Here is a 16,699-nt window from a genome sequence, read left to right on the forward strand (position 1 = left end):
ATGGCATGCTGGAATGGCCAATTCGTCGCCGATTCGGGAGGCCGATCGTGGTGCAGATCCCGCCGGTGCCGCTCGACCGGGACGCACCGACGCCGCTTGCTGTGCAACTGGCCGACGGGCTGCGCTCCGCCGCGGCCGACGGCACGGTGCGGCCTGGGGACCGGCTGCCCTCGACCCGGGCGCTGGCCACCGCGTTCCGGGTGAGCCGCACGGTGACCGCCGCGGCCTACGACCAGCTGCTCGCCGAGGGCTGGGTGGCCGGCCGGGTCGGGTCGGGCACCTACGTGACCGCGATTCCCGCCGAGATGCAGCGTACGGGGGCTGGGAGATCCACAAGTCCCGCTGAGCCGCATCTCGGCGAGGGCGGAGCCGGCGCGGCGCCCGCGGCCCCGGTTCAGCGGGCCGGTGACGCCGAGCCGGGGGCGTACGAGCTCGATCCCGGTCGGCCGTGCGTCGCCGCGCTGGACCGCGGCATGTGGCGGCGCGCCTGGCGGGCCGCGGCCGACCCCGCCCCGGACGACCGGCCGGAACCGGACGGGCTCACCGGGTTCCGGGCCACGGTCGCCGAGCACCTGCTGCGCCACCGCGGCCTGCCCGCCGGGTCCGACGACGTGCTGGCCACCGCCGGGACCTCGGCCGCGGTCGCCGAGCTGGCCCGGTTGCTGCCGCCCGGGGCGACGGTCGCGGTCGAGGAGCCCGGCTACCGGCGGGCGGTGACCGCGCTGCGTGCGGCCGGGTGCGTGATCGCGCCCGTCCGGGTGGACGACGACGGGTTGGTCGTCGACGACATCCCGGCCGGGTGCGCGGCCGTCTACTGCACCCCGGCGCACCAGTTCCCGCTGGCAGTCCGGATGGCCGCGGCCCGCCGGGTCGCCCTGATCGAGCGGGCCCGCGTCGAGGACCTGCTGGTGATCGAGGACGACTACGACGGCGAGCTCCGCTACGACGTCGCCCCGCTACCGCTGCTGGTCGCGCTCGCCCCGGAGCGGGTGGTGCACCTCGGCACCGCCAGCAAGATCATCAGCCCGACCCTGGGTGCCGGCTGGGCCGTCGCGCCGGAGCCGGTCCGCGCGGCGTGGCGGGAGCTGCGCGCGGACACCGGGACGCGGCCGTCACCGGCCGGGCAGCGGGTGTTCACCGCGCTCGCCGGGCACGGTGACCTGTCCCGGCACCTGCGCCGGCTGCGCCGCGAGCTGGGTGCCCGCCGCCGGCTGGTGCTGGCCGCGGCCGCCCGGGCGGGCTGGCGGGCCCACGGCGACCCGGCGGGCGCGCACCTGGTGCTGCGGCCGCCGGCCACCGACCGTCGGACCGAGCCGGCGCTGGTGGCGGAGGCCGCCGGTCGTGGGGTCGCGGTGCGCGGTCTCGCCACGTTCCACGACGGTCCGCCGCGGACGTCCGGGCTGGTCGTCGGCTACGCGGCCGGGAGCCGCGACGACGTCGTCACGGCCCTGGAACGGCTGCTCCCCGGCGGATCCGCGGCCCGCCCCGACCCGGGCGGGTGATCACGCGACGCATACCCTCGTGCCCCATGAGCACGGACCGGGTCAAGGTCGCCGTCGTCTTCGGCGGACGCAGTTCCGAGCACGCCATCTCCTGCGTCTCCGCGGGCAGCGTGCTGTCCCACCTGGACCCGGAGCGCTTCGACGTCGTCCCGGTCGGGATCGCGCGGGACGGTGCCTGGGTGCTCGGCCCCGGTGACCCGGAGCGGCTGGCGATCACCGGGCGGACGCTGCCCGAGGTCGACGGGACCGCCGACGCCGTCGCGCTGCCCGGCGAGCCCGGCCGCGGCCTGGTCCGGCTGGACGCCGGGCAGGCAGGCGAGGCGTTCGGCGGGGTCGACGTGGTGTTCCCGATCCTGCACGGCGCTTTCGGCGAGGACGGCACCGTCCAGGGCCTGCTGGAGATGGCCGGCCTGCCCTACGTCGGTGCCGGTGTGCTGGCGTCGGCCGTCGGGATGGACAAGGAGTTCGCCAAGAAGCTGCTGCGCGCCGAGGGCCTGACCGTGGCCGACGGTGTCGTGCTGCGGCCGGGCACCGACATGGGGTTCGCCGACCGGGAGCGGCTGGGGCTGCCGCTGTTCGTCAAGCCGGCCCGCGCCGGGTCGTCGATGGGCGTGACCCGGGTGATCGACCCGGCCGCGCTGGACGCCGCGATCGCCGAGGCCCGCCGGCACGACCCGAAGGTGCTGGTCGAGGCGGGGGTCCCGGGCCGCGAGGTGGAGTGCGCGGTGCTGGAGTTCCCGGACGGCAGCGTTCGCGCCAGCCTGCCCGCCGAGCTGGGCTACACGGGAGAGTTCTACGACTTCGAGTCCAAGTACCTCGACGTCTCGGAGCTGCAGATCCCGGCCCGGCTCGACGACGAGCTCACCGAGTCGGTGCGCTGGAAGGCGATCACCGCGTTCCGGGCGCTCGACGTGCAGGGCCTGGCCCGGGTGGACTTCTTCGTCGACGACGAGACCGGGACGGTCACCGTGAACGAGGTGAACACGATGCCCGGGTTCACCCCGAGCTCGGCGTTCCCGCAGATGTGGGCGGTCACCGGCCTCGATTACGCCGAGCTGCTGACCACGCTGGTCGAGACGGCGCTGGCGCGGGGGACCGGGCTGCGGTAGGCGGCAAGCGCCCGTGAGTGGTTATCGCGGTCAGGACCGCGATAACCACTCACGGGGGCTACCGCACCCGAACCGGCTGCGGCGGCAGGTGCGCGGTGATCGCGTCGGAGACGGTCTGCAGCGGGCCGGGGCCGGTCCCGGCCGGGGCCGAGAGCTCCAGGTAGACGCCCCGGTCGACGGCGGCGTAGGTCGTCGTGAGGGCGCCCGGCGGGGTCGACAGCTGGAGCCAGTCCACCCCGTTGATGACGATCAGCGACGAGGTCGGGCCCAGCTCGGCCGGGCGTTCGGTACCGCAGCGCAACACCACCGGTTCCGGGTCGGCGACCCAGGCCCGGGCGCCGGGCGTGACCGGGTCCAGCTCGCGCGGGGCGAGGGCCTCCGGGTCACCGGGAAGCTGGCCGGGCAACGCGCCCAGCACGGCGTCGCACGGGGCGGAGGTGGCCTGTGGCGCGGGGAGCTCCGGCAGCGCCAGCGGGCCGGTGTCCGGCCCGGCGGTGACCCGGGCCCAGATCCCGAGCCCGGCCACCACCAGCGCGAGCAGCAACGGCAGCGCGACCGCCACCGCCACCGGCGGTGACACACGGCGTGCTCCGGGCCCGGTCATCGGCTCAGCCGAGCTTGACCACGGGGCAGGTCAGCGTGCGGGTGATCCCGTTGACGTTCTGCACCCGCGCCACGACCAGCCGACCGAGCTCGTCGACGTCGTCGGCCTCGGCGCGCACGATCACGTCGTACGGGCCGGTGACGTCCTCCGCGGAGACGACCCCGGGCAGTCCCCCGATCTCGGAGGCGACGGCGGCGGCCTTGCCGACCTCCGTCTGGACGAGGATGTATGCCTGGACCACGGCGTGCCCCTTTCCGGTACGAGCCGCCCCGGGAGGATGGTTGGCGGCAGGAATGTCGGACGCCCGAACCTACCGGAGGTCGCCCCGTGCCCCCATCCGCGATCGAGCCCGACGGCGCATCCGAGGCGAGCGTCTCACTCCGGGAGGTCGGTGAGTTCGGACTGATCACCCGGGTGACCGCGGGCCGGGCCCAGCCGGGCACGACGCTGCTCGGCCCCGGCGACGACTCGGCGGTCGTCGCGGCCCCGGACGGACGCGTGGTGGCCTGCACCGACGTGCTCGTCGAGGGCGTGCACTTCCGGCTGGACTGGTCCTCGCCCGAGCAGGTCGGGCGCAAGGCGGCGGCGGCGAACCTGGCCGACGTCGTGGCGATGGGGGCGGTGCCGACGTCGCTGCTGGTCGGCCTGGCCGCCCCCGCCACGACGCCGGCCCGCGAGCTCGAGCAGCTCGCCGACGGCCTGTGGGCGGAGGCGTCGGTGGTCGGGGCCGGGGTGGTCGGCGGGGACCTGACGTCGGGACCGGCGCTCGTGCTCTCGGTGACCGCGCTCGGGTCGCTGCAGGGCCGGGAGGCGGTCACCCGGGCCGGTGCGCGGCCCGGGGACCGGGTGGCGGTGTGCGGGCGGCTGGGCTGGTCGGCGGCCGGGCTCGCGGTGCTCGGGCGCGGGTTCCGCTCGCCCGCGGCGCTGGTGAACGCGCACCGGGTCCCCGAGCCCCCCTACGCCGCGGGGCCGCAGGCGGCGGACGCCGGCGCCACCGCCATGATCGACGTCTCGGACGGGCTGCTGGCCGACCTGGGACACGTGGCGCGGGCCTCCGGGGTGGCGGTGCGGCTGCGGTCGGCGGCGTTCTCGGTGCCGGAGCGGCTGGTCGAGATCGGGTCCGCGCTGGGCCTGGACCCGATGGACTGGGTGCTCACCGGCGGCGAGGACCACGCGCTGGTCGCGACGTTCCCGCCGGACACGGCGCTACCGGACGGCTGGGCGGAGATCGGCGTCGTCGAGCCCCCCGGCGACGGCGGCCCGGCCGTCAGCGTGGACGGCCGCCCGCACGAGGGCGACGCCGGCTGGCTCCACTTCGCGAAATTCTGATTCCGTTCAAACCTTGCGATGATCCGGTCCGGGTGTCAGGGTTCCTGACGTTGTCCGGGCGGTACGCCCGGAGTGTCCCGCTCCGAGGAGATGTCACCGTGGACAACCTGGGTGTGCTGAGCCTGTTCGCACTCGCACCGATCCTCGTCGTCGCGATCCTGCTGGTCGGCCTGCGATGGCCGGCGAAGTACGCGATGCCGCTGGGGTTCGTCGCCGCCGCCCTGGTCGGCGCGCTGGTGTGGGGGATGGACACCACGACGATCGTGGCCGCGTCGATCGAGGGCCTGATCCTCGCGATCGGCCTGCTCTACATCATCTTCGGTGCGTTGCTGCTGCTGCAGACGCTGACCCAGAGCGGCGCGCTGGCCACCATCCGCGCCGGGTTCACCAGCATCAGCCCGGACCGGCGGGTGCAGGCGATCATCATCGGCTGGCTGTTCGGCTCGTTCATCGAGGGTGCCTCGGGGTTCGGGACGCCGGCCGCGGTGGTCGCCCCGCTGCTGCTCGCGCTGGGCTTCCCGGCGCTCGGCGCGGTGCTGGTGGGCATGGTCATCCAGTCCACCCCGGTCAGTTTCGGCGCTGCCGGGACCCCGGTGCTGACCGGTATCGGCGACGGCCTGGCGGGCTCCGGTCAGGTGGAGGCGCGGACCGCGCTGCTCGGGCTGGACCCCAACGGCTACCTCGCGTCGATCGGGCTCGAGGTCGCCGTCCTGCACGCGGTGGCCGGCACCCTGGTCCCGCTGTTCATGGTGTGCCTGCTGACCCGGTTCTTCGGCGCGAACCGCAGTTTCGCCGACGGGCTGTCGGTGGCGCCGTTCGCGATCTACGCGGCGTTCGCGATGACCGTGCCCTACGTCGCCGTCGCCGCCCTGCTCGGCCCGGAGTTCCCGGCACTTCTCGGCGGGCTGATCGGGCTCGCCCTGGTGATGTTCACCTCCAGCCGCGGCTTCCTGATGCCGAAGCAGGTCTGGGACTTCCCGCCCCGGGAGAGCTGGCTGGACCGGTGGACGGGCAACATCGAGCCGGACACCTCGGTCGCCGGCGGCCGGATGAACATCTGGCTGGCCTGGACGCCGTACGTCCTCATCGCGCTGGTGCTGGTCCTGAGCCGGACCATCGAACCGGTCAAGGACGCGTTGCAGTCGGTCACCCTCGGGATCGACGACATCCTCGGTACCGGCATCGGCGACGACGTCGAGGTGCTCTACTCGCCGGGCGCGGTGTTCCTGCTGGTCTGCCTGATCACCTACGGACTGCACCGGATGAACGGGCGACAGATCGGGACGTCCTGGCGGGTCTCGGCCGGTCAGCTCGCCGGGGCCGCGGTCGCCCTGCTCTTCGCGGTGCCGCTGGTCCGGATCCTGATCAACTCCGGGCCGGAGTACAACGCGAGCGGGCTGGCCAGCATGCCGCTGACCCTCGCCGAGGGTGCCGCGACGATCGTCGGCCCGGCCTGGCCGATCCTGGCGCCGTGGATCGGCGCGCTCGGTGCGTTCGTGGCAGGCAGCAACACCATCTCCAACCTGACGTTCTCGCTGTTCCAGTTCGCGACGGCGGAGAACCTCGGAATCGCCCCGGAGACCGTGGTCGCCGCCCAGGCCGTCGGTGGCGCCGCCGGCAACATGATCACCGTGCACAACGTCGTCGCGGCCTCGGCCACGGTCGGCCTGCTCGGGCGGGAGGGCGACGTCATCCGGATGACGATCATCCCGATGACCTACTACTGCCTGCTCACCGGCGGGCTGGCGTTCGTGCTGATCTACGGCGTCGGGTTCAACGCGGGCACCGTCCTGCTGGTGCTGCTGCTGGCGGCCCTGGCCGGGATCGTCGTCGCGCTGCGGCGGTCGGCCGCGGCCCGCAGCCGGGTGACATAGCGCCCCGTCGGCGCGCACACGTCGGCCCGGCCACCGGCTCGGTGGCCGGGCCGGGTGCCGTGCGGATCAGGCGCCGCGACGCCAGAACAGCAGGATCCGCCGGATCCGGCTGCGCAGCGTCGGGTGCCCGGGCACCGATCGCTGCGGGGTGGGGAACTGACGGAACTCCGCCGGTGCCGGGCTCAGGCTCGCCGCAGGGAGGGTCGGCGGGTCCATCGCGACCAACGTCTGCGGGAAATGGCGGGCGGAGTCGCCGGAGGTCGCGGGTGGTGCCGGGATCCGGTTCGGGGTCGCTGCCTTCTGCTCCACGGATGGTCCATCGCCGTCCGTGGCCGAACCGTTACCGGTGGCCTGGACCTGGTTCACTCGCCCTCCTGTCGGTCGGTGCGCGGCGGGGCGGCCGCGTCCGCGCGCCCCCTTCGCAGCCATCGTGTACCCCGGCCGGTGCGCCGGCATGCGGCGGGTGACGTCACAGGGGTGCCGGTTCGATGATCTCCGGGAAGCGCGGGCGGCCGCCCCTTCGCGATCAGGACGGTCGGTGACCGGTCGCCCCGGAGCGCGAGCGCCGACGCCTCGCCGGCCGGGCGGGCACTGCCGCGGCCGTTACCGTGGGTGCCGGCCGGTGGGTGCGTGGTGAGCGGAGCGGTGGTGTCGGCGCTGGTGACGGTGGTGGCGTGGGCCGGCCTGGCGGGAGCGATCGCCGCCGGGGTGCTGCTGGTACTCGCCCACCTGCGCATCGAGCGGCTGGAGCGTGCCCACACCGCCCGCAAGTGGGACCTCGTCGGTCTGCGGGCCGAGATCGGGGCGCTGCGCCGCCGGTTGGGCGAGCCGGGCCCGCGGGGGGAGGCCGGCCCCGAGCCGCCGGGAGGCCCGGACCGGGAAGCGTCAGGGAGGCCGGGGCGCCGGCCCGCCGGTGCGCGTGGCCCCACCGGCCCGACGGCGTGGCGGCGTGCGCATCGCCCCCCGGCCCGGCAGCGCCGTCGCCCGCACTGATCCGGCCCGACGGCCGGCGTGGCCGGAGCGGTACCGACACCGGCGGCACCGCTGCGGCCGCGGCTACCGGTGCGGCACCTCCGCGCCGCGGATGCTCGCGTCCAGCAGCTGCACCGGGTGCAGCAGCGGCACGTCGGCGAAGCCGCCGTCCGGCAGGTACTTCGCGATCTGCAGCAGGCAGCCCGGGTTCGCCGTGACGACGACGTCCGGGCGCGCGTCCCGGATCTTCTGCGCCTTCCGCTCGCCCAGGTCGCCCGCGGCGTCCGGCTTGATCATGTTGTAGATGCCGGCCGAGCCGCAGCACAGCGACGCCTCGGCGATGTCGACCAGCTCCATCTCCGGGATGGTGCGCAGCACCTCGCGGGGCTGGGACCGCACGCCCTGGGCGTGCCCGAGGTGGCAGGCGTCGTGGTAGGCGACCCGGCCGGTCACCGGGGTGCGCGGGGCCCGGGGGCCGCCACCGAGGGCAGCGCCGGCGGAACGAGCATCGGTACCGTCCTCGGCCTCGGGGCGGGAGTAGAGGTCGGCCAGCACCTCGTGCACGTCCTTGCAACGTGCCGAGAACGCCGCCGCCCGCTCGGCCCACTCCGGGTCGTCGGCGAGCAGGTGGCCGTAGTCCTTCATCGACGAGCCGCAGCCGGCGACGTTGGTGACGACCGCGTCCACGTCGAGGGTCTCGAACCGGGCGATGGTGCGCCGGGCCCGGTCCAGCGCGGACTCGGCGCGGCCGGCGTGCACCTCCAGCGCGCCGCAGCACTGCTGGTCGCGGGGGACCAGCACGTCGCAGCCCTCGGCCGAGAGCACCCGGGCGGTGGCCTCGTTGACCCGGTGGAAGAACACGTCCTGCACGCAGCCGGTGAGCAGCGCGACCCGCCCCCGGCGCGTCCCGACGGCCGGGGTGTACACCGGCAGCGTCGCGAACGCCTCGCGGATCGTGACCGGCGGCAGCAGCGACTCCATCGCGGCGAACCGGCCGGGCAGCTTCTCGGCCAGCTTCCGGATCGCCGGGACGGTGCGCAGCTTCTGGTACAGCGCGCCGGGCAGCGCCGCCGCGCGCAGCCGCCGCTTGTACGGGAACAGCGCGAAGATCGCGTCCCGGAAGAGCTTGTCCGCGCGTCCGCGCTGGACGTTGCGCTCGATCTGCGGCCGGACCGACTCCAGCAGCTTGTCGTACTGGACGCCGGACGGGCAGGCGGTCACGCACGCCATGCAGCCCAGGCAGTTGTCCAGGTGCTCGGTGAACGGCCCGTCGAGCGAGATGTCGCCCTTCTCGGCCAGGTCCATCAGCAGGATCCGGCCGCGCGGGGAGTCCATCTCCTCGCCCCACAGCACGTAGGTCGGGCAGGTGGGCAGGCAGAACCCGCAGTGCACGCAGTCGTCGAGCAGCTCGCGCTCCGGCGGGTGGATCGTGTCGAACGCGCTCGGGGCCTGCTGGGGGATCTTCGTCTCGGTCGCGCCGGTGGGGGTTCCCTCGGTCGCGCCGTGGTCAGGGGTGCTCGTCACCAGTACCTCACATCCAGGGGGCGAAGCGGCCGGTAGCGAACCGGGCTTCGGGGTCGAGCTGCTTCTTGATCGCGGTGAAGACGGCCATCGCGGACGGGGCGGGGCCCCAGGCCGGGGCGTCCAGGTCCGCCGCGCGGTCGCGCAGCACCGAGGTGCCGTGCACCGCGGCGACGGACTCGTGCAGTTCGGGCACCGCCGTACCGGGCACGGTGACCGTGGCGACGCCGGTCGCCAGGCCGGCGGTGACGGCGGTGGCCGGCAGCCGCTCGAGCAACGGGGCGAGTTTCGACGGCGCGCAGCCGATCCGGACGACGGCTCCATCGTCCACGGGCGGGCCGGCGGTGACCGCGGCGTGCCCGTCCCAGGCGTCGGTGCCGATGCTCGTCCCGTCGGCACTGCTCTCGGTACCGACCTCGCGGGCGCCGGAGCCGAGCAGCTCCAGGAGCCGGCCGGTGCGCTGCGGCAGGGTGTCGGTGCCACCCTCCAGACGGACCAGCAGCCGCCCCGGGTCACCCGAGACCCACTCGCAGGCGATCGGTTCCAGCGGGCTCGCCACCAGCTCGCGCACCAGGGCGGCGGCGTCGGTCACCGGCCCGTCGACGGCGACCGTCGCGGTGGCCGGCGGCACCGGATGCAGCCGCAGCACGACCTCGACGAGCACCCCGAACGTGCCGTACGAGCCGTGCATCAGCTTGGCCATGTCGTAGCCGGCCACGTTCTTGATCACGTGGCCGCCGCTGCGGACCATCGTGCCGTCGGCCAGCACCGTCGTGGTGCCGATCACCAGGTCCCGCATCCCGCCGTAGACCAGGGCGGACGGGCCGGCGTCGGCGGTGGCGACCAGGCCGCCGACGGTGGCACCGCGGCCGATCCGCGCGGCGTCGAGCGCGAGTCGCTGGCCGTGCTCGGCGACCACGTCCTGCAGCTCGCGCAGCGGGGTGCCGGCGTGCACCGACACCGTCATGTCGCCCGGGTTGTGCCGGATCACCCCGGACAGGGCGGTCAGATCGAGCGTGGCGTCGACCTCGCCCGGGCGGCCCGCCCAGTGCCGGGCGGTGCCGGCGCCGGAGATCGCGAGCCGGCCGGGGGTGTCCAGGACGGCGTCCCGGACCTCCCGGGCCGAGGTCGGGCGCAGCGTGGTGGGTGCGGCGCGGGTCATCGTCGGGGCCCTTCCGGGTCGTTCGGTTCGGATGGTTCGTTCCGCACGGTCACAGCCGCTCGATCAGGCCCGCCTCCTCCAGCGGGTGCGGCCGGTAGCGCCCGGGCTTCTCCCCGCACAGCCGCGGCGTGGGCAGGAGCTTGCCCGGGTTGCAGAGGCGGTCGGGGTCGAACGCGGCACGGATCCGGTCCATCACCGCCAGGTCGTCCGCGCCGAACATCTTCGGCATCGAGCAGGCCTTGTCGGTGCCGATGCCGTGCTCGCCGGACAGCGACCCGCCCATCTCGACGCACAGCTCGGCGATCGCCGCCGACAGCTCCTCGGCCCGCTCGGTCTCGCCGTCGGCGGCGCAGAACAGCACCAGCGGGTGCAGGTTGCCGTCGCCGGCGTGGAAGACGTTGGCGACCCGCAGCCCGGCCGCACGGCCCATCTCGTCGATCCGTTCGAGGACCTCGGCCAGCCGGGTCCTGGGGACCACGCCGTCCTGCACGATGTAGTCCGGCGAGATCCGGCCGACCGCGGCGAACGCGGCCTTGCGGCCTCGCCAGATGTTCGCCCGCTCCTGCGGCGAGCCCGCGACGTGCAGCCGGGTGCAGCCGTGCCGGTCGCAGATCTCCTTGACCCGCGCGAACTGCTCGTCGCACTCCTCGACGGTCCCGTCCAGCTCGACGACCAGGGCGGCCGGCGTGTCCAGCGAGTACCCGGCGCCGGTCGCACCCTCGGCGGCCTCGATCGCCAGCGCGTCCATCATCTCGACCGCGGCCGGCACGATCCCGGCCGCGACGATGTCCGACACGACCTGGCCCCCGGCCGCGACCGATCCGAAGTCGGCGAGCAGCGTGCGCATGACCTCCGGGGTGCGCAGCAGCCGCACGGTGATCTTCGTGACGACGCCGAGGGTGCCCTCCGACCCGAGGAACACCCCGCGCAGGTCCGGGCCCTGCTGCTCGGCCGAGTCGGTGCCCAGCTCGACCATCGAGCCGTCCGGGAGCACGACCTCCATCGACAGCACGTGGTTGGTGGTGAAGCCGTACTTCAGGCAGTGCGCGCCGCCGGAGTTCTCCGCGACGTTGCCGCCGATCGTGCAGACCTGCTGCGACGACGGGTCCGGCGCGTAGTAGAGCCCGTACGGCGCCGCCGCCGCGGTGATCTCCACGTTCGTGACGCCGGGTTCGAGGACCGCGCGGCGGTCGTCCGGGTCGATCTCGAGGACCCGGTCGAGCCGGTTCAGCCCGATCACGACGCCGTCCGCGACCGGCAGCGCGCCGCCGGAGAGCCCGGTGCCGGCGCCGCGGGCGACGAACGGGATCCCGTGCCGCGCGCAGATCCGGACGCACCCGGCGACGCCGTCGGCGGTGCGCGGCAGCAGTACCAGCTCCGGGACGACCCGGCTGCCGGTCAGCCCGTCGCACTCGTAGGTGCGGGTGCGGATCGGGTCGTCGATCACGTCGGCGGCGCCCAGCAGGGCGACGAACTCGGCGCGGACGTCAGCGTCCAGGGGCATCGGGGCGCTCCTTCCTTGCGCGGCGATCGGGCGTGGCGGGGCTCACGCGAGGGTACGTCCACCCGGTGACCGGCCGCCCGCTCGCCGAACGCCGACGACGATCACATACTTTCATGATGCGGAAAAGATAATCCGCTGGTAGAAAGTGCACCAGACGACACCCGCCAGAGCCACGAGGAAGAGAGGGTGGTCACAGATGGCCGACAGCTCCGGGCTGCAGGTCGACCCGTACCTGAAGTCGTTCGTCGAGGACGAGCTGCTGTCCGACGTGGACCTCTCCGCGGCGGACTTCTGGGCCGTCCTGGCCCGGCTGCAGGAGCGGTTCGCGCCGACGATCACCGAGGCGCTCGTGCAACGGGACGAGTTCCAGGCCCGCATCGACGAGTGGCACCGCGCCCACGGCGCCGGCTCGCGCGCGGGGTACGAGCAGTTCCTCACCGATCTGGGCTACCTGCAGCCGGTGCCGTCCGCGCCGCCGGTCGTCACGGTGGACCGGGTGGACCCGGAGATCGCCGAGGTCCCCGGCCCGCAGCTGGTGGTGCCCGCCACCGTCCCGCGCTACGCGCTGAACGCGGCGAACGCGCGCTGGGGCTCGCTGTTCGACGCCTACTACGGCACCGACGCGCTCCCGCAGGACGGTGAGCTCGGACCAGGTTACGACGAGCGCCGCGGCGCGCAGGTCATCACCGCCGCCGACGAGCTGCTCGACGAGCTCTTCGGGCTCGCCACGGGCAGCCACGCCGACGTCACCGCCTACCGCGCCGGCACCGACGGTCTCGTGGTGGACACGCACAACGGCACCGTGGGTCTCGCCGACCCGGCGCAGTTCGCCGGGTTCCGGGCCGTCGACGGCGACGGGCGCGGGGCCGTCCTGCTCACCCGCAACGGGCTGCACCTCGAGATCACCATCGACCCGACCACCCGGGTCGGGCGCCAGCACCACGCCGGCGTCGCCGACATGGTGCTGGAGTCCGCGGTCACCACGATCGTCGACCTCGAGGACTCGGTCGCCACCGTCGACGGCGAGGACAAGGCGGACGCCTACCGGACCTGGCTCGGGCTGCTGACCGGCAACCTGGTCGCCGAGTTCGACAAGGGCGGGCGGACCGTCACCCGCCGGGTCAACCCGGACCGGACCTACACCGCGCCGGACGGCTCCGAGCTGACCCTGCCGGGTCGCTCGCTGATGGTGGTCCGCAACTGCGGCCATCACATGACCACGAACGCGGTGCGCACCGCCGACGGCACCGAGGTCGCCGAGGGCGTGCTGGACGCGCTGGTCAGCGCGGTGGCCGGGATCTACGACGTGGCGCACAAGGGTCCGCACACCAACTCCCGCGCGGGCAGTGTCTACATCGTCAAGCCCAAGCAGCACGGCCCGGCCGAGGTCGCGCTGACCGTCGAGCTGTTCGCCGCGATCGAGGAGGCGCTCGGCCTGGTGCCGAACACCCTCAAGATCGGCATCATGGACGAGGAGAAGCGGACCACCGTCAACCTCGAGGCCTGCATCGCGCAGGCGACCGACCGGGTGATCTTCGTGAACACCGGGTTCCTGGACCGGACCGGCGACGAGATCCACACCTGCTTCGCCGCGGGACCGGTGCTGCGCAAGGGCGACATGCGCTCGACCACCTGGCTGCAGACCTACGAGGACCGCAACGTCGACGTCGCGCTCGCCGCCGGGTTCAGCCACACGGCGCAGATCGGCAAGGGCATGTGGGCCAAGCCGGCCGCGATGGCCGAGATGATCGAGCAGAAGATCGGCCACCCGAAGGCCGGCGCGAACTGCGCCTGGGTGCCGTCGCCCACCGCGGCCACCCTGCACGCGCTGCACTACCTGCGGGTCGACGTGCACGGGGTGCAGTCCGAGATCGCCTCGCGCGGGGTCGCCGACCGCCGTGACCTGCTGGAGCTGCCGCTCGGCGACCCGTCGTCGCTGTCCGTCGAGGAGATCACGCACGAGCTGGAGACCAACGCGCAGTCGATCCTGGGCTACGTCGTCCGGTGGGTCGGCATGGGCATCGGCTGCTCCACCGTGCCGGACCTGGCCGGCGTCGGGCTGATGGAGGACCGGGCCACGCTGCGGATCTCCGCCCAGCTCGTCGCGAACTGGCTGGCGCACGGCGTCCTCGACGAACAGACCGTGCGGGACACCTTCGCCCGGATGGCCTCGGTCGTCGACGACCAGAACGCCGGCGAGACCGGCTACCCGCCGATGGCCAAGGACCTGGACGGCAGCGAGAGCTTCCAGGCCGCGCTGGAGCTCGTGTTCTCCGGGGCCGATGAGCCGAACGGGTACACCGAGCGGACACTGACCCGCTGGCGTCAGCGCGCCAAGGCGCGCACCTGAGGCGTCCATCCCGCGTCACCGACGACGCCCCCGGGACTCCGAGTCCCGGGGGCGTCGTCGTGTCCGTATCCGTCTTCGGCAGAGGAGAGCCGTGGTGAAGGCCTGGGTCCGCCCGGCGGCCGCGTTGTTCGGCATCGGTTTCGGTGCCAACCAGTTCAGCCCGCTGATGGTCGTGTACCGCGAGCAGGGGCACTACTCGGCCACCGCGGTCGCGGCCTTCTTCGGCGTCTACGTGCTCGGGCTCGCGCCCGGCCTGCTGGTGGGCGGGCCGGCGTCGGACCGCTGGGGACGGCGCCGGGTGCTGCTCCCGGCGACCGTGCTGGCGATCCCGGCCAGCGCGGTGCTCGTCCTCGGTGCGGTCTCCGAGCCGCTGCTCTACGCCGGACGGCTGCTGTTCGGCGTGAGCATGGGCGTCGCGATGGCGGTGGCGACGACCTGGGTCAAGGAGCTGTCCGACGACGGCGGCGGGGCGCGCCGCGCCGCGCTCGCGCTGACCCTGGGCTTCGGCGTCGGTCCGCTGGTCGGCGGGCTGCTCGCGCAGTACGCGCCGCTGCCGATGGTGCTGCCGTACCTGGTGCACGTCCTGGTCATGGTCCCGGTGGTGTGCGGGCTGCGCCGCGGCGCGGAGACGGTGACCCCGACGCCGGGCCGGTCGCTGTGGCGGGACCTGCGGGTCCCCGCGGCGGCGCACCCGCGGTTCCGCCGGCTGGTGCTGCCCGCCGCGCCCTGGGTGTTCGGCGCCGTCGCGCTGTCCTACGCGGTGCAGCCGACCCTGCTCTCCCCGTCGGTCGGTGACCGGGGCCTGCTGGTGGCCACCGGTATCACCGTGGTCAGCCTGGCGGTCGGGTTCGGGGCCCAGTCGGTGGCCCGGGTGATCGACCGGCACTCGGAGCACGCGACCAGCCTGATCGGCATCGGCCTGACGATCGCGGGGACGCTGACCGCGGCCCTGGTCGCGGCCACCGCGTCGATCCCGGTCGCCTTCGCCGGCGCGGTCCTGCTGGGCGCCGGGTACGGGTTCGTGCTGCTGGCCGGGCTGCAGGAGGTGCAGCGGATCGCCGCGCCGGAGCACCTGGCCGGGCTGACCGCGGTGTTCTACTCGCTGACCTACGTCGGGTTCCTGCTCCCGGTACTGCTGTCCGCGCTGACCGGCCTCGCCGGATACCCGGTCCTGCTGCTCGGGCTGGCAGCGGTGCAGGCCCTCTGCCTGGTCCTGGTCCGGGTCGGCGCCCGGCGCAGTGCCGCCGACGCCCCGCTCCACCCGCTGACCCCGGCCGTCGAGTGTGACGTTTCCGCCGCGGCGAGGGCGCGAAGGTGACACTCGACCGTCTGGCGGGTGCCTCCGCGCGCCCGTCCCGCGACGTAACGTCGTCGGTGTGACCGCCGACACCGAGCTGCCCCGACTGCCGTTCCCGCGCACCGACGTCCTCGAGCTCCCGCCGCTGTTCGACGAGCTCCGCGCGCGGGCCCCGATCACCCCGGTTCGGACGCCGGCCGGGGACGTCGCGTGGCTGGTCACCGGCTACGCCGAGGCCCGCGAGCTGTTCGCCGACCCGCGGCTGGGTCGCAGCCATCCGGACCCGGAGCGGGCGGCCCGGATCTCCGGGTCGATGGTCTTCGGCGGCCCGTCCGGGGAGGCGCCGGAGACCGAGCAGCGCAACCACGCGCTCATGCGACGGCTGCTCGCGCCGGCGTTCTCGGCGCGCCGGATGGCGCGGCTGTCGGATCACGTGGCCGAGCTGGTCGGCGAACGCCTGGACGCCCTGGAACAGGCCGGCCCGGGCGCGGACCTGCACGAGACGCTGTCGTTCCCGCTGCCGGTGCTGGTGATCTGTGAGCTGCTCGGCGTCCCGTTCGCCGACCGGGAGCGGTTCCGGGGCTGGTCGGAGGGTCTGGGCCGGCTCGACGACCGGGCGCATGCCGAGGAGTCGGCGGGCGCGCTGTTCCGGTACATGCGCGAGCTGATCGATCGCAAGGACGACGAGCTCGGCGAGGACGTGCTGTCCGACTTCGCCGCGCTGAGCCGGGACGCGGCTGCCGGCGACGACCAGCGGGACCGGCTCGCCGGTCTCGGGGCCGCGCTGCTGTTCGCCGGGCACGAGACGACCGTCGGCCGGATCGACGTCGGCACCCTGCTGCTGCTGGACGCGCCGCACCGGTGGGCCGCGCTGGCCACGGACCCGGAGCAGGCCGGCGGCGCCGTCGAGGAGATCCTGCGGCTCGCCGCACCCGGCTCGACCGGGATCCTGCGGTACGCGCACGCCGACCTCGACGTCGCGGGGGTGCACATCCCGGCAGGCGACGCGCTCCTGCTCGCCCCGGCCGCGGCCAACCGGGACCCGCGCGCGTTCGCCGACCCGGACGCGTTCGACACCGGCCGCGGCTCCGGGAGCGGGCAGCGACCGGACCGGTCACCGGCGCACCTCACGTTCGGCCACGGCCCGTACTTCTGCGTCGGCGCGAGCCTGGCACGGGTCGAGCTGGTCGAGGTGTTCCGCGCGCTGCCGGCCCGGTTCCCGTCGCTGCGGCTCGCCGCGGCGCGGGCGGATCTGGCGCTGCGTACCGACGTGCTCACCGGTGGGCTGCGCGCGTTGCCGGTGACCTGGGACCGGTGACGGCCGTGCTCGGCTGGGCCGGCGGGTGATACCCGGAGACCGGCACCACCCGGCCCGCGGCGATGGCACTTCGCATGACCTGCGGACACCGGCCGGCAGGCGCGCTCGATGCGCACCGCGGAGGCCCCGATCCCGCTGCTTCGCCGAGCGATCGGCG

Annotated in this window: 14 protein-coding genes; 8 read left to right on the forward strand and 6 right to left on the reverse strand. The window is 74.4% G+C overall.

What is annotated here, in order from left to right; translation table 11 throughout:
• Nucleotides 1-47: 47 nt before the first annotated feature.
• Nucleotides 48-1,502, forward strand: a complete 1,455-nt coding sequence (locus tag ACLFMI_RS21535) for an aminotransferase-like domain-containing protein (protein WP_410949733.1) — start codon at nucleotides 48-50, stop codon at nucleotides 1,500-1,502.
• 26 nt (nucleotides 1,503-1,528) lie between these two features.
• Nucleotides 1,529-2,611 (forward strand): D-alanine--D-alanine ligase family protein, encoded by a 1,083-nt coding sequence (locus ACLFMI_RS21540; protein ID WP_410949734.1) that lies wholly within the window; start codon nucleotides 1,529-1,531, stop codon nucleotides 2,609-2,611.
• Nucleotides 2,612-2,669: 58 nt separating this feature from the next.
• Here ACLFMI_RS21540 and ACLFMI_RS21545 read toward each other — a convergent pair whose 3' ends face one another.
• On the reverse strand, nucleotides 2,670-3,191 hold the full coding sequence (locus ACLFMI_RS21545; RefSeq protein WP_410949735.1) for a DUF3515 domain-containing protein: 522 nt from the start codon (nucleotides 3,189-3,191) through the stop codon (nucleotides 2,670-2,672).
• 28 nt (nucleotides 3,192-3,219) lie between these two features.
• On the reverse strand, nucleotides 3,220-3,456 hold the full coding sequence (locus ACLFMI_RS21550; RefSeq protein ID WP_410949736.1) for an Lrp/AsnC family transcriptional regulator: 237 nt from the start codon (nucleotides 3,454-3,456) through the stop codon (nucleotides 3,220-3,222).
• A 101-nt stretch (nucleotides 3,457-3,557) separates the two neighbouring features.
• Here ACLFMI_RS21550 and ACLFMI_RS21555 point away from each other — a divergent pair, with 101 nt between their 5' ends.
• Nucleotides 3,558-4,544: a thiamine-phosphate kinase gene (locus ACLFMI_RS21555; RefSeq protein ID WP_410949797.1), complete on the forward strand. Its 987-nt coding sequence runs from the start codon at nucleotides 3,558-3,560 to the stop codon at nucleotides 4,542-4,544.
• Between the two features lie 98 nt (nucleotides 4,545-4,642).
• Nucleotides 4,643-6,418, forward strand: coding sequence for an L-lactate permease (locus tag ACLFMI_RS21560; protein ID WP_410949737.1), 1,776 nt, complete (start codon nucleotides 4,643-4,645; stop codon nucleotides 6,416-6,418).
• Nucleotides 6,419-6,484: 66 nt separating this feature from the next.
• Here the strand turns inward: ACLFMI_RS21560 and ACLFMI_RS21565 are convergent, their stop codons facing one another.
• The gene (locus ACLFMI_RS21565; protein ID WP_410949738.1) at nucleotides 6,485-6,727 is read right to left on the reverse strand and encodes a hypothetical protein; all 243 of its coding nucleotides are present in this window, start codon (nucleotides 6,725-6,727) and stop codon (nucleotides 6,485-6,487) included.
• Nucleotides 6,728-7,051: 324 nt separating this feature from the next.
• On the opposite strand from ACLFMI_RS21565, the gene ACLFMI_RS21570 reads away from it, so the two are divergent.
• Nucleotides 7,052-7,411, forward strand: coding sequence for a hypothetical protein (locus ACLFMI_RS21570; RefSeq protein WP_410949739.1), 360 nt, complete (start codon nucleotides 7,052-7,054; stop codon nucleotides 7,409-7,411).
• Nucleotides 7,412-7,474: 63 nt separating this feature from the next.
• Here the strand turns inward: ACLFMI_RS21570 and ACLFMI_RS21575 are convergent, their stop codons facing one another.
• The 3 genes from ACLFMI_RS21575 to ACLFMI_RS21585 are packed head-to-tail and all read right to left on the reverse strand — an operon-like array spanning nucleotide 7,475 to nucleotide 11,577.
• Nucleotides 7,475-8,914 (reverse strand): (Fe-S)-binding protein, encoded by a 1,440-nt coding sequence (locus ACLFMI_RS21575; protein ID WP_410949740.1) that lies wholly within the window; start codon nucleotides 8,912-8,914, stop codon nucleotides 7,475-7,477.
• 7 nt (nucleotides 8,915-8,921) lie between these two features.
• Complete coding sequence (locus tag ACLFMI_RS21580; protein WP_410949741.1) at nucleotides 8,922-10,073, reverse strand: FAD-binding oxidoreductase; 1,152 nt, start codon at nucleotides 10,071-10,073, stop codon at nucleotides 8,922-8,924.
• A 49-nt stretch (nucleotides 10,074-10,122) separates the two neighbouring features.
• Nucleotides 10,123-11,577, reverse strand: a complete 1,455-nt coding sequence (locus tag ACLFMI_RS21585; protein WP_410949742.1) for an FAD-linked oxidase C-terminal domain-containing protein — start codon at nucleotides 11,575-11,577, stop codon at nucleotides 10,123-10,125.
• A 196-nt stretch (nucleotides 11,578-11,773) separates the two neighbouring features.
• Here ACLFMI_RS21585 and ACLFMI_RS21590 point away from each other — a divergent pair, with 196 nt between their 5' ends.
• The 3 genes from ACLFMI_RS21590 to ACLFMI_RS21600 all read left to right on the forward strand — a co-directional run bounded on the left by ACLFMI_RS21590 (nucleotide 11,774) and on the right by ACLFMI_RS21600 (nucleotide 16,542).
• Nucleotides 11,774-13,927 (forward strand): malate synthase G, encoded by a 2,154-nt coding sequence (locus ACLFMI_RS21590; protein ID WP_410949743.1) that lies wholly within the window; start codon nucleotides 11,774-11,776, stop codon nucleotides 13,925-13,927.
• Nucleotides 13,928-14,021: 94 nt separating this feature from the next.
• Nucleotides 14,022-15,245, forward strand: a complete 1,224-nt coding sequence (locus ACLFMI_RS21595; protein WP_410949744.1) for an MFS transporter — start codon at nucleotides 14,022-14,024, stop codon at nucleotides 15,243-15,245.
• 58 nt (nucleotides 15,246-15,303) lie between these two features.
• The gene (locus tag ACLFMI_RS21600) at nucleotides 15,304-16,542 is read left to right on the forward strand and encodes a cytochrome P450 (RefSeq protein WP_410949745.1); all 1,239 of its coding nucleotides are present in this window, start codon (nucleotides 15,304-15,306) and stop codon (nucleotides 16,540-16,542) included.
• Nucleotides 16,543-16,699 lie beyond the last annotated feature (157 nt).

The sequence above is a fragment of the Pseudonocardia nantongensis genome, from assembly GCF_046546495.1.
GTDB classification, from domain to species: Bacteria; Actinomycetota; Actinomycetes; order Mycobacteriales; family Pseudonocardiaceae; genus Pseudonocardia; species Pseudonocardia nantongensis.